The sequence below is a fragment of the Hymenobacter jejuensis genome (genome assembly GCF_006337165.1).
Lineage (GTDB): Bacteria > Bacteroidota > Bacteroidia > Cytophagales > Hymenobacteraceae > Hymenobacter > Hymenobacter jejuensis.
Genome location: NZ_CP040896.1, coordinates 2189943 through 2202066 on the forward strand (window position 1 = coordinate 2189943; position 12124 = coordinate 2202066).

Genomic DNA, 12124 nt, shown 5'->3' on the forward strand with positions numbered 1-12124 from the left:
GAAAGACCCGTGCTCCAAAATTAGGGGCACGGGCCTTTCGCCTTCGCGGAAGTAAGGAGTACGATTACCGGCTAATCGGCACTGGAAAACAGCACGTTAGGAACCGTGGCAGGCGCCGAAGCAAGCGTAGCCACCGCGGAGCCGATAACCAGATAATCGCCGGCCACGACCGTTTTGTCGGTGATGAAGCCCTCCTTGGGGGCGGCTACATACACAAAGCCCAACTGCGGCGTAAGTTGTTGGAGGCGCTGCTTTACCTCTTGCAGGCGAAGCTGAACGGAATCGAGGCGGGCTTTCGAGGCGGAGCTTGGGTGCTGCAAATGGCTGGCACTTAGGCTATTGTATTGCTGTTGGCGTTGCTGATAAAGGGCCTGTAGGTGTTGGCGGGCGGGGTTGGGCAAGGGCACGGCCAGCTTCAGCAGTACCTGATCTTTCTGAACGTGGTCGCCGCTGGCAAAGAATACTTCCCACACCCGACCCGCAACTTTCGAGCGCACGGCTTCGTCGGCAGCCAGAATAGGGGCTTTTGAGGTTGAGACCAGTGTCGGTATGGACGAAGCCACCGTAGCAGCCGCGTTTTCTGTAGGCTTGTCGGTACAGCCGACGAGCAGCGCTCCGCTACTTACCGCAAAAAGCGAGGGCAGGAGCAGGGTAATAAGTTTTTTCATGGAAAATAAAGTAACTGAGTCAGTTACATTTAAAGGCAAATAAAAAGCGGTTAGCGCACCGCATCGGAGCCGCCACAATCTTTGGGCAGGCGCTCCCGGAGTTGGCCAATGACTTGCTGGAGCGATACGGCGGCCAGCGCGTTGCGCATGGCTTGTTCGGCGCTGCCAAACAGATCTTCAAGGGTTTGCTGCATCACGCGGCCCAAGTTGCAGCGTTCGTTGGGTTTGGTATTATTGACAGAAAACAAATCGGGCTCGGGTTCCTGCATGGCTTCAAACACATCCAGCAGCGATACGTCCGCCACCGGCCGGGCCAACAGCGCGCCGCCGCCCGCGCCCAGCTGCGTACGCACCAATCCAGCCGCCCGCAATGCTCCAATCAGGCGCCGCACCACCACCGGGTGCGTTCCGACGCTGCCCGCAATCACCTCCGACGACACTGGCTGCCCATCGGCATGGGCCAGATACGCCAAAATATGTGTGGCAACAGCAAACCGAGTATTCATGTTGAATTAATGTAACTTATGTGGTTACAAATATACGATCTTATTTTCTAATGCCCACACGCTTGTCTTTTTACGACCACTGACCGGGCGAATATCTGTAGTGAAAAGCAACCCAGTCTCCAACGTTTTGTCTGGCAAAAGCTTCTCACGAGGATATAGGTGGCTTTTCACTATAGATGAGCTCCAGAAAAGTGCTCCTTATAAGATCGCGCGCTTCGCCTATCTTTCGGCAAAGAATCCTAACTGCCTCGTTTATGAGCGACCCAATCGCCGTTGTTTCTTCTTACTTCAAACTAATCCAAGGCCTCGACAACGACGCATCAGCTTTCGCCGCAGTGTTGCACCCGGAGGTAGAGCAAACGGAATATCCCAATCTGCTTTCCCGAAACCTCGTCCGTCGTTCTTACGAGGAAATTTTGTCTACCCTCCGCAACGGGCGTGAAGTGCTGGTTGATTCACGGTTTGAGATGGATCGCATCCATAGCTGCACCGATGGCAGTGTGGTTGCAGAAGGCCAGTGGCGTGCCCAAGCCATCATCGATTTGGGGCCGGTAGTGCGCGGGCAGCTTTTGGTTGCCCAACTCTGCATGGTCTTCGAATTCAAGGATGGCAAGATTTACCGCCAGCGCAGCTTTCACAACTTCGAGACGGTGTAATACTTGGCTGTAAGTGTCTGGTTTTTAAGTAATTATAGTTGAAGGCGCTTTTTATTAACGAGGCTTGACAGGATACTTTGCGAAGAGGGCCTGCATGGCCTCGTCAATTCTTTTTCCCATCCGCTCCTGATCTTTAGTCAGGATGCCGACGGCCGCCCCGGTCCAGATGCGCTCGTTGCGGGCCGCGTCCACCAGCTCGACGGTAGCGGTGCCTTGTTTGTAGGTATTCACCACTACTTCCTCGCTCTGCCAGTGGTAGTTACGCTGCCCAATGTAGCGAGGCGCGTCACGGATGTTGGTTTCGCGGGTCTGAACCTGATCTTCGACCACTACGCCAATGTTGACCCACAGATCGGGCCGGTCGGCTGGCTGGTAACCGCGCCGCGCTAGTTCGGCGGCAATGGCGCGCTTCAGTTCCTGCACCCCAATGCCCATACCCAGGGCCTCGGAGCTGGCCTCGTTGCGCGCCGATACGTCCATAAAATTGTAGGTTTTGTAGGCCGTAAAGTCCACGCCCGGCTTCTGAGAGGTGGAGGCAATGCGCACGGGCGCGCAGGCTGAAAAAGCCAGGAGGAGCAAAATCAACAGGTTTTTCATAGCAATAGGACGGGTATACGGTAGCGCATCACAGCGGATAAACTGCGTAGTCTAACGAATTGGCTGGCGCTTGGGGTGCGGTTGAGGTTGCCCGCAGCCGCAGGAACCGCTACTCTTTTTTGACCTTCACCGTGCCGTCGTCGGCATCCTGCTTCGTGACGTTGCCCTGTGCATCTTTGACTTTGATGTCGCCATCGGCTTGCTTCTTGATCTTGCTGCCATCGGCGCCTTTCACGGTGGTGCCAGCGGGCAGCTCGTTTGCCTTTTCCATCGACGATTTGTTTTCGGAGCACGAAGCCAGCAAAGCGGCGCAGGACAGAACGAGAGCTATTTTTTTCATTATCAGGGAGTAATTCGCAAATCGATGAGAACAAGCGTTTTACGCACGGAGAAGCTTGTTGTTGTATGATCCGCTTGTCAGCACCCGAAACGACGCCAAGCTGAGGCAAGTAAAGTCCACATACGTAGCAAAGTTTTGTCCATCAAAAGGTTATAATATGATATTTCTAATAATTATTGAATATTTCTGAGATAATAGCGTAGTTTAGCAGGGTGTTGCGAGAGGCGGGCACGAACCTTGTCTGGATATTTGACCGAGCATACTTTCTTTAAACTTCTTATGTACAAATTACTACTGTTGTTCTTCTGTGTCTTCCTGCTGTTGCTGGAGGCCCAACCAGCGCAAGCGGCAGCAAGCGAAGGAGCCAGCATTGAGGCAGAAAGCCTGCTCCGGCCGCGCGTCCCGCGCCCCAACTACAAAAGATATCGCGGCAACAGCCGTAGCAAACACCGCCACCTGGGGCTGTTCCGCCGCTGGCGCGCCCGCCGCAAGGCCCAGCGCAAGGCCAAGGCTCCGAAAGGCGTAATTAAGGTAGACGCCCCAACGGGCACTATGCCGCCCCGGCCCTAAGCGCCCCAAGGTTTAAGCAGGTGAATCAGCCGCATTTTCCGCCCGGAGAATGCGGCTGATTCATTTTCGGGTCATCAGTTTTTGCCGAATTCGCGTACGAAGGGTCTGCCTGTTTTTCGTTTCGGCTGTTAACAGAGCGTAAGATTTTCGGCCTTTTCTCATGATCCCTTCCAGTACCCTCAGCCCGGACGCGAAGCCTACGCTGTGGACTCCATTTACCTTCTCCGTTTTCCGGGCCATCTGGATTGCTTCCGTCGTGTCCAATATTGGCACCTGGATGCAGAATGTGGCCGGTGTGTGGTTGGTTACTACCCTCACTACCAGTGCGTTGCTGGTGGCCTTGATGCAAACGGCCACCAGCCTCCCCGCTTTCCTGCTGAGCATGCCGGCCGGCGCCATGGGCGACCTAATTGATCGGCGGAAGCTGCTGCTGCTCACGCAGGGCTTCATGGCCGTGGTGGCGGTGCTGCTGGGCGCCCTGACGCTGCTAGGAGAAGTTTCGGCGCTGGGCGTGCTGGGATTTACTTTCCTGCTGGGCATTGGCGCCGCCCTTAACGCGCCGATCTGGCAAACCGTTACCGTCGAGCTGGTACCGCGGTCGGTATTGCCGTTTGCCATCACCCTCAACGGCGTCAGCAACAACATTGCGCGGGCAGTGGGGCCAGCCATTGGGGGCGTCATCATTGCGTATTACTCGCCGGGCTGGGTGTTTCTGCTAAACGGGGTTTCTTTCGTGGGCACTTGGTTTGTGGTGTACAATTGGAAGCGTACCGTCGAAGCTGCTACCGGCCCTGCCGAGAACTTTATGGGCGCATTGCGGGCCGGCATGCGCTACGTGCAATATTCGCCGGCCATTTATGCAGTGCTGGTGCGCACGTTCGCGTTTTCGTTTGGGGCCAGCGCAATGTGGGCCTTGCTGTCGGTGGTGGTGGCGCGGCGCCTGCACCTAAACTCGGGCAGTTACGGCGTGTTGCTTTCGTGGCTAGGGGCGGGTGCCGTCACGGGTGCTTTCCTGATGGGCCGCGCGGGCCAGCGGCTCAACTACAACCAGCGCGTGCTGCTGGGAACGCTGGTTTTTGTCGGCACCAACCTGTGCTTGGCGCTGGTGCCGTCGGTATATTGGCTATACCCCGTGATGTTTTTGTCGGGCATCGCCTGGCTCATGACCATGACCAGCTTTAGTACTACCGTGCAGCTGCACGTACCCAAATGGGTGCAGGCGCGCGTCGTGAGCATGTATATGCTGGTGTTTCAGGCGGGCTTGTCGCTGGGCAGCGTGGCGTGGGGTGAGCTGGCCGACCGCGTAAGCCTGGAGCTGGCCTTGATAGCGGCCGCGGGTTGGATGCTGGTGGGCATGGCCTTGGCCTTGCCATTTCCGATGCGCCAGGCCGAAGGGCTGAACCTGGAACCCGCCGAGCATTGGCCCGACCCCATCGTGGAAGGCGGCGACATCGACCCCGACGACGGCCCGGTAGTGGTAATGATTGAGTATCAAGTAGATCCTGCGGACTGGGCGGCTTTCCGTCAAGCCGCTTCGCAACTTACCCGGCTGCGGCTGCGCGACGGCGCGTTGCGGGCCGGGGTGTTTTCGGACGTGGCTAATCCGCAGAAAATCACGGAGTTCTTTTACGTGGCTACCTGGGGCGAGCACGAGCGCCAGCACCACCGTTTCACCAAGGAAGACTTGGCCGTGGAAACCCGCGTACAGCAGTTTCACATGGGGCCGGAGCCGCCGCGGGTGACGCATTTTCTTTCGTTCCCACGCACGACCAACGTAGAAGTAGCCGCCCCTTACGAAACCCTGGAGGGCCAGCGGTAGAAGAATATTTGCCTTTGAGGGCAGGGCGCTGCAGGAGACCTAAGTTCGTTTGGCGCAATACCTTACAGCTCTCTACCTTCACGACCACTTCCACCGACATTCCTTATGAAGCATCACGTGCTGACGCCGCTGGTTTTACTGCTAGGGGCTTTACTACTTTTTTCCTGTTCGAAAACCATGACGCCAACTACCGCAACTACCGACTGGACTCCGCAAAGCGCCCAAAAATGGGTGAAAGGCGGCACCTGGAAAAAAGGCCTCAAGCTGGACGTGTACCCCGACGTTGACGCGGTGGAGTTCGCCAAACAATACCACGCCAACCAAGCTATTTGGGACAAGGCCTTTGCCTACATGCGCGAAAACGACTTGGCCGCGCTGCCCAACGGCTCGTCGAAACTTGACGGCGACCTGCTGACGCTCTCGGTGACCGAGCCCACCTCGAAAGAGTTCGACAAAACCCAGTGGGAGTCGCACCGCAAGTACATTGACCTCCAATACATTGTGCGCGGTAAGGAGAAAATGGGCGTGCAGCCGTTGTCCAATCTCACCGTAACCGAACCCTACAACGAGGCCAAAGACGTAGCACACTACAGCGGCGACGGTGGCAAATACTACGACGCCGACCCCAGCACCATCTACCTGTTCTTCCCACAAGATGGGCACCGGCCCTCCATCAAGGTTGAGGGCTACGACGTGGTGAAAAAGGTAGTCTTCAAAATCCGGGTAGCGGGCATGTAGTCAGCTCATTATTACCAAAACAAAAAGGCCGAGCACCCTATGCTCGGCCTTTTTGTTGTTTTATAACATATTGATTGGCAACGTATTACCAAGAGCCGCTGTTGTCGCTATTGTCGTCGAAGCCACCGCCTCCTGTGTCATCCGAAGACAGGTCATCGTAGGAAGAGTTGTCGTCTGAGGAGAAATAATCCGCGTTGCCGTCGGTGCCGGCGTCATCCGAGGAGAAGTAATCGGGCGGCGTGTTGTCGACTGCGTCGTTGCCTTCGAGGGCCGGAAAGCCGCCCGACGAAGTACCGCCGACGTTGGCCGAATTAGGATCGAGCGAGTGCGGGGTGTCGTTGCCGAGCCCTGCGCCTGCTAGGCTGCTGCCTGAGGTGTCGTGGCCCGAGGCCATGCGGTTGCCGAGGTAAGCACCAGCCGCCGCGGCTGCACCGGTGGCCAACATCCCGCCGATGCCGCTGCCACCGCCTCCGCCCATGCCCGAGCGATTGGAGTAGAAATCAGGCGCTTGCCCTTGCGGACCTACCGGACCGCGGTTGTAATTCCCATTGCCAGGATTGCCGCCCGCTGGGCTGTTGGGCCGGTTTGAGTAAAAGTCGGGGGCGTTGCCCGGCGCTCCAGCAGCGGGCGTCCGGCGGCGGAACATCCGCACCAAAAACCAGATTACGCCACCCACCGCAAGCGCCCCGATCACAAGCGTGCCCATGCCGGGCCCGGAAGGTGCGGGCTCGGGCGTGGTCGCAGCGGAAGGCGAAAACGGTGCCGAAGCCGGCTCCGTAGCCGCGGCCGAAGTGTTTAAGTCGTTGGTATTCAGGTCGGAAGCCGCTGATCCAGCTGCGGGGCTCGTGGCTGTGGCCGGAGAAGTTGTAGGCTGCGGCTGATTTTTGCGCGGATCCGAGTCGGGGTTGGCGGCCAGCATCAGGGAGTTCAGCCCCGTGCGTAAGCCAGAAAAATAACGGCCTTGCTTGAAGCTAGGCGTCATGTCTTGGTTGATGACGCGCGCCGTGAGTTCGGGCGTGATCTGCGCCCGCAGCCCCGAGCCGGCCTGAATCGTGACTTTGTGCTCTTGTCCTGCCAGCAACAGCACAATGCCGTTGTTTTTGTCGCGCTGCCCAATACCCCACGACTCGCCCAAGGCCCGGCCGTAGTCGGCTACGTCGCGTCCGCCCAGCGTGGGCACCGTCACGACTACAATCTGGGTGCCGGTGTTGTCGGCGTAGCGGCGCAGGCCGCTTTCCAGCTTCTTGGCGTCCGCCGGGCTCAGCAGAGAAGCTTGGTCGTTCACAAAGCGGAAGGGCGAGGGGCGCGGCGGCAGGCCTTCGGCGGAGCCCTGCGCTCCTGCGGTCGGCGCACCTAAGCCGGCCGACACCAAAAACAGTATGAGAAACAAAAAGCGATGCATGGCGCAGAAAATGAAGTGAGAGGTAAAACCAGTTTCGCCTCCCTTCTACGGGGCTCTCCGTCAAGTGGCTACGCGTTGACGGTCAATGAGCTGCAACAGCCGCGCCTTCGCCTCCGACCGTGGTGAGTGCATGTTAAAATTCGTCCGTGGTTTCTGCTGCGTCACTTCAAACAAGCAGCACCATTGTAAAGAAGGCTCTGCATGATTTAATTCATTGATATTCAATAAGTTGAAATTAAAGATGCGTCTTGATAAGTCAGGTGGCTAATAGCATTTACAGTGTTCTTTATAACTATTCGGGGTATCACTGGAATTTTTTGAATATTTTTTGCAGCTTAATCCATCCGACAGCACTACTCCAAACGTAAGTAGGGCTCCGTGAGCAGAGTCTAGAACGCGGGTGCCGCGGCATTATAGGTAGGCAGCAGATTGCTGCCATATTAGGTAGTAAGAGACTAGGGAACAGAAGATTACAGTGCTTCTGGGGATGGTAGTGAAGCAAGAAAAGTAGTTGATACGGGTTACACGTTGCTTACCAGATGGTTGGCTTTTTACAAGCGATCGCTCGTTGCCACAGCTATCATTCGCGCTCGCCCTGACGCGAACGCTTGCTGCCCTGCCATGCCCGGTGCAAAGCATGGCTCAGCCAGGATAGACCTTATTGGGTCGCTAGTTATTTCATAAAATATTGTAAATAAACCATTTATGTTTAAAAAACTAACTGTTGCAATCCTGCTGACCACTACGGCGCTGGCCTTTACTGCCTGCGACGATCTGCTGGAGCAACTGCACATCAAGCCAACGACGCCGGCGCCTAGCACCAAAGTAGTGCTGACGGCCACCCTCAATGCCTCCCAAGAAGTACCCCCAACGGCTTCCACCGCCACGGGTACCTTTGATGGCGTGTACGATAAAGCTACCCACGTCCTGACGTATACCGTTACGTACCAAGGGCTTACGCCCGTGGCGGGCCACTTGCACCGGGGCGCTCCGGGCACCAACGGACCGGTAGTGTATCCTTTCTCCAGCCTGACTTCGCCCGTTACAGGCACGGCGACCTTCACGCAGGCTGACGAAGATTTGTTGTTGGGCGGCGCGTTCTACGCGAACTTCCACTCGACGCAGTATCCGGGCGGCGAGATCCGCGGCAACATTGTGAAAAAGTAGCGCATACCCATTCACCGAAAACCGGGTCGGGCTTGGAAAGTGCTCTGTACAAAGAGCTGTTTTCTGTGCCCGATCCGGTTTTGATTTCGTTTCTGGTGAACGGAGAAGGCCAGCGGCGCCGATGTGCCGACGGCTCGTCGCCGGCAGTGTTTGATCCGATGTGAATATATTTGCCTGATACTATGCCAGTTACTGGCTCCAGCTAATGCTACTTAAGCTATTGTTTACCTCCGCGGTCCTTGAGGCGCATTACGACGAAGACACTGCGTGGCTGTATTTGGATTGGAAAGGCCGTCAGGATTTGGCGCAGGTGCAGGCTGTGGGTTCGCGGATATTGGCCGTCATTGAGCAAACCGGTGTGCGCAAAGTGCTCAACGACAACACCCACATTACGCATACCAGCTGGGAGCTGGTCGAATGGGTTTCCAAGGAGTATTTGCCGCAGGTGGGTCGCGCCGGCATCGAGTATGTGGCGTGGGTGCAAAGCCCGTTGCTGGCCAGCCGCAGCAACATCGACCGCATGGCTCGCTCCGTCGAGCAGAAGCCGCTGGTGGCCATTTTTGGCGATGTGGCTTCGGCCTACACGTGGCTGAGCAGCGTTACCGTACCGGTCGGTTGATCTTGTAGGCGCTTACGGCAGCCCAAACAAGGCGTCAGGAGGCGGGCGCTTTCGGTTCTAGGCGCACCCGGATGTACTGCTGCAGCCACATCGGGTACAGGTTGTAGCCTACATTCAGGAGGGTCAGCAACAGCGCCCACCGCCAATAGCCCTGCGCGACGGCATAAAAGCTGGTCAGCAAGAAAAACACAAACAGCACCAAGTGAAACCGCTCCTGGTGGTAGGTCGTGCGCACCAGCGCGGCCACCGCTGAGCGTGCCCGCAGGCGCCGGTACTGCGGGTATGTGCGCCGAATCAGCCAGTTGACCAAGCCGCCGTGCTGGGTAAAGCGGTTGATAGCCACTACTCCTAACTTGCGGTAAATTAAGGGGTTACGGCTGATTTGCAAATGCTTGAACCGTGAAGCCGGAAGCGCATATAACAGCAAGCTGACGAACAATAGCCCGTACAGCCACCGGCGCTCGATGTGTTGGTAGCAGAAGATGCTGAGAGGCGTCAGGCTCAGTGCTGACCAGAAGACGTTGGGCACGGCATTGTACCAGGCCAGCAAAGCCGAGGAGGGAGCAGCGGGTCGGTTTCCGGTCGAGGGCATGGACAGGGAAAGGGAGGACTGCGATAGCCCTCTCGTTTAAAGTACAAAAAGCCAGGGGCTTGTGTGATGCTTAGTGAGTAAATTTACTTGTATGTGTCTGATTATAAGATAGTTGTAAGTATATATAGTAATTGCAAAGTCAATTCTAAACAGAATAATTGCTTTCACGGTTATAGGGCCGCATTTCCGAACAGCAGCAGTAGCAAATCCGCAGCCTCTTGCTGTATCTTGCGAGTCTGAACCGACCTGATTACCCTCTTGCAGCTATGGACAAACACCTCGACGTTCTGAATACCTATTACCGTCTTGTTGAAGCCTTTAACAGTGACCCCACTGCCTATCGGGAGGTGCTGCATCCGGAGGTCGAGCAGATCGAATACCCTAATCTGATTCACAAAACCATTCAGCACCGCTCGTTTGACGACATCCTCGACAACCTCCGGGCCGGGCGGGAGCTGTTGCGCGATCCCGAATTCATTGTGCACAGCACACACGTCGTCGCCGACGGTACGATTATCGTGGAGGGGCGTTGGCAAGGCACCGTCACCACCGACATTCACGGGTGGGTTCGGGGGCAGGTCATGTCGTCGGAGCTGTGCCTGGTTTTTGAGTTCAAGGACGGCAAGATTTACCGGCAGCGTCGCTACCCCTGCTACAACCAAGTATAGCAACGCAGCAGAGGGTGGCGTTGCAGTGCCTTCCTCCTAAATAGGGCCGAATAGAAACAGCATTTAGGTGCTGCATGAAGCAAACAACAGCGCTTACCCTTTATTTTGAAAACTCTGCGGGGCAGCTATTGGAGCATCCTGCGGGGTTTTTGCGCGCCACGTGGTCGGAGCGGCCGCGCCAACTCGCCGACACGCGGGCGCTGTTCACGCATATGCTCCGGGCCTTGCTCCAGCGCGGCTGGAGCCGCATTCTGATTGATCAGAGGGTAATGCTGCCTTTCTCAAGCGAAGAACAAACCTGGATCGCGCAGGAATGGCTGCCGCGGGCAGTGCAGGAAGGCGGTTACCGCGCCGGGGCCGTGGTCGTGTCCGCCGACGTTATGACGCGCCTCGCCACGGCCTTCGTCACGACGCAAATCCAGAACCGGGCGCTGGTGTATCGCTCCTTCGAAACCGAAGCCGAAGCAACGGAGTGGCTTCTCCAACAGCCCGCTTCTCCGCGAGGCGAATAAGTGTTTTTGTATCCATTTGACAGTCAAATAGATATGAAGGGATGTCCTTCTGGCTTCTTAGCGGGCTTTCGCTTCGTAGCGCAGCCACAGAATCCCCTCAGAGCGCTGCTCGACGCTGAGTAGCGCAAACGGCTGAGCGGGTCCTGGCGACGAGCCTTGCTCGAAAAGGGTAGGGGAAGTTGCGGCGCCATCTACTACGGGGTAATGCAGCAGGCTCAGTTCTTCGACTAATCCGGCCCGGAGCAGGGAGCCATTCAGGTGGCCGCCGCCTTCCAGCAGCAGCGTCCGAATGGGGAATAAGTCGCCCAGCTTGTCTAGCACCAAGGCAAAATCCAGCGCTGCAGCTCCGCCGAACAAGTAAGACACGCCTTTCTCCCGCAAGTAAGCCAGGTACTCGTCGCTCACTTGCTCGGTAAGCACGGCAATGATGTGGTCCTCATCAATAAAGGCCGACTCCCAGCCCAGCTTGCCGTGGGCATCTACGGCCACGGCAAATGACTCGGCGTGGTGCTCGGCCACGAAATCGGCGCGGTCGAGGGGCGTGCCGACGGGCTTTAGGTCAGGCTCTAGGCCTTTGGTGAAGTCCTTTTCCATGGTCACGCGCCCGCACATCCAGGCTTCGGCTTTGAAGGTTGCGGCCGTGGTTTCGTATTCCTTGGTGTTGGGCGCGTCGCCCCAGCGTTTGGTGATGATGCGCCCGTCTAGGGAGCTCATCATATGGCAGATTACTCGGGGTTTCATAGGAAGAGATCGGGTGAGGTTAGCAGCGCGATATCCGCACCGAGTACCTATACGACTGTAGGGCGTAGCTCGGCCCCAGATTTTAGGAAGAACGGAAGGGCAGAGCCACAGCAGCTTCTGCAACTAGGATATTTCCTCTATTTTGGCGCCATATTTGCCTCTGTCATTGCACTGAAATAGGTTCGCTGGTTTTGATGCTTGCATTTTCTTCCCAACTCTCCCATATGATGCTTAAATCTTTTCTCGCGGCGGCTAGCCTCACGGTGGCTGCTTTAGCGCTGAGCCCCACCTCGGCGCACGCTCAGGTCACCATCAACATTGGCCGGCCCGCTCCACAGTACGTGGTAGTGCGCGAAGCCCATCCCGTGAAGAAATACAAATACAAGGCGCCTAAGCATGGGTACTACCGCCCCGCTGGCCCGGTGATGCTCTTGCCGGCCCGCCCCGTGTACTATGCTCCCTCCGGACATGGACATGGCCACGGTAAAGGAAAAGGGCGCCACTAAGTAGCAGCTGTTTCAAGCACAAA

17 protein-coding genes are annotated in these 12124 nt (G+C 56.8%); 10 read left to right on the forward strand and 7 right to left on the reverse strand.

The window, feature by feature from the left end:
- Window positions 1-71: 71 nt before the first annotated feature.
- Together FHG12_RS08955 and FHG12_RS08960 are read right to left on the reverse strand one after the other, a co-directional pair.
- Window positions 72-668: an efflux RND transporter periplasmic adaptor subunit gene (locus FHG12_RS08955; RefSeq protein WP_139515409.1), complete on the reverse strand. Its 597-nt coding sequence runs from the start codon at window positions 666-668 to the stop codon at window positions 72-74.
- A 50-nt stretch (window positions 669-718) separates the two neighbouring features.
- Window positions 719-1174 (reverse strand): Rrf2 family transcriptional regulator, encoded by a 456-nt coding sequence (locus FHG12_RS08960; protein ID WP_139515410.1) that lies wholly within the window; start codon window positions 1172-1174, stop codon window positions 719-721.
- A 254-nt stretch (window positions 1175-1428) separates the two neighbouring features.
- On the opposite strand from FHG12_RS08960, the gene FHG12_RS08965 reads away from it, so the two are divergent.
- Entirely contained in the window at window positions 1429-1830 is a 402-nt protein-coding gene (locus FHG12_RS08965) for a nuclear transport factor 2 family protein (RefSeq protein WP_165699352.1), read from the forward strand.
- Between the two features lie 54 nt (window positions 1831-1884).
- Here the strand turns inward: FHG12_RS08965 and FHG12_RS08970 are convergent, their stop codons facing one another.
- Window positions 1885-2427, reverse strand: a complete 543-nt coding sequence (locus FHG12_RS08970; protein ID WP_139515412.1) for a DUF4136 domain-containing protein — start codon at window positions 2425-2427, stop codon at window positions 1885-1887.
- Between the two features lie 109 nt (window positions 2428-2536).
- The gene (locus tag FHG12_RS08975) at window positions 2537-2767 is read right to left on the reverse strand and encodes a hypothetical protein (RefSeq protein WP_139515413.1); all 231 of its coding nucleotides are present in this window, start codon (window positions 2765-2767) and stop codon (window positions 2537-2539) included.
- A 279-nt stretch (window positions 2768-3046) separates the two neighbouring features.
- Between FHG12_RS08975 and FHG12_RS08980 the strand changes: the two genes are divergently transcribed.
- The 3 genes from FHG12_RS08980 (at window position 3047) to FHG12_RS08990 (ending at window position 5894) form a co-directional block, all read left to right on the forward strand.
- Window positions 3047-3337: a hypothetical protein gene (locus FHG12_RS08980; protein WP_139515414.1), complete on the forward strand. Its 291-nt coding sequence runs from the start codon at window positions 3047-3049 to the stop codon at window positions 3335-3337.
- A 160-nt stretch (window positions 3338-3497) separates the two neighbouring features.
- Window positions 3498-5156: an MFS transporter gene (locus FHG12_RS08985; protein WP_139515415.1), complete on the forward strand. Its 1659-nt coding sequence runs from the start codon at window positions 3498-3500 to the stop codon at window positions 5154-5156.
- Window positions 5157-5333: 177 nt separating this feature from the next.
- The gene (locus FHG12_RS08990; protein WP_165699353.1) at window positions 5334-5894 is read left to right on the forward strand and encodes a YhcH/YjgK/YiaL family protein; all 561 of its coding nucleotides are present in this window, start codon (window positions 5334-5336) and stop codon (window positions 5892-5894) included.
- 85 nt (window positions 5895-5979) lie between these two features.
- On the opposite strand, the gene FHG12_RS08995 is transcribed toward FHG12_RS08990, so the two are convergent.
- On the reverse strand, window positions 5980-7296 hold the full coding sequence (locus tag FHG12_RS08995; protein WP_139515417.1) for a TPM domain-containing protein: 1317 nt from the start codon (window positions 7294-7296) through the stop codon (window positions 5980-5982).
- A 705-nt stretch (window positions 7297-8001) separates the two neighbouring features.
- Between FHG12_RS08995 and FHG12_RS09000 the strand changes: the two genes are divergently transcribed.
- From FHG12_RS09000 to FHG12_RS09005, 3 genes are read left to right on the forward strand one after another with little or no spacing between them, the layout of a single operon-like run.
- Window positions 8002-8463, forward strand: coding sequence for a CHRD domain-containing protein (locus FHG12_RS09000; RefSeq protein ID WP_139515418.1), 462 nt, complete (start codon window positions 8002-8004; stop codon window positions 8461-8463).
- Between the two features lie 32 nt (window positions 8464-8495).
- Window positions 8496-8627: a hypothetical protein gene (locus FHG12_RS21270; protein WP_262711454.1), complete on the forward strand. Its 132-nt coding sequence runs from the start codon at window positions 8496-8498 to the stop codon at window positions 8625-8627.
- A 41-nt stretch (window positions 8628-8668) separates the two neighbouring features.
- On the forward strand, window positions 8669-9082 hold the full coding sequence (locus FHG12_RS09005; protein ID WP_139515419.1) for a hypothetical protein: 414 nt from the start codon (window positions 8669-8671) through the stop codon (window positions 9080-9082).
- Between the two features lie 34 nt (window positions 9083-9116).
- Here FHG12_RS09005 and FHG12_RS09010 read toward each other — a convergent pair whose 3' ends face one another.
- Window positions 9117-9674 carry a glycosyl-4,4'-diaponeurosporenoate acyltransferase CrtO family protein gene (locus tag FHG12_RS09010; RefSeq protein WP_139515420.1) on the reverse strand — a complete coding sequence of 186 codons (558 nt, stop codon included), beginning with the start codon at window positions 9672-9674 and terminating at the stop codon, window positions 9117-9119.
- A 266-nt stretch (window positions 9675-9940) separates the two neighbouring features.
- Here FHG12_RS09010 and FHG12_RS09015 point away from each other — a divergent pair, with 266 nt between their 5' ends.
- Together FHG12_RS09015 and FHG12_RS09020 are read left to right on the forward strand one after the other, a co-directional pair.
- The gene (locus FHG12_RS09015; RefSeq protein ID WP_139515421.1) at window positions 9941-10342 is read left to right on the forward strand and encodes a nuclear transport factor 2 family protein; all 402 of its coding nucleotides are present in this window, start codon (window positions 9941-9943) and stop codon (window positions 10340-10342) included.
- 74 nt (window positions 10343-10416) lie between these two features.
- Entirely contained in the window at window positions 10417-10854 is a 438-nt protein-coding gene (locus FHG12_RS09020) for an STAS/SEC14 domain-containing protein (protein ID WP_139515422.1), read from the forward strand.
- Window positions 10855-10911: 57 nt separating this feature from the next.
- Here the strand turns inward: FHG12_RS09020 and FHG12_RS09025 are convergent, their stop codons facing one another.
- Complete coding sequence (locus FHG12_RS09025; protein ID WP_230471337.1) at window positions 10912-11571, reverse strand: RibD family protein; 660 nt, start codon at window positions 11569-11571, stop codon at window positions 10912-10914.
- Window positions 11572-11819: 248 nt separating this feature from the next.
- Between FHG12_RS09025 and FHG12_RS09030 the strand changes: the two genes are divergently transcribed.
- Entirely contained in the window at window positions 11820-12101 is a 282-nt protein-coding gene (locus FHG12_RS09030; RefSeq protein ID WP_139515424.1) for a hypothetical protein, read from the forward strand.
- Window positions 12102-12124 lie beyond the last annotated feature (23 nt).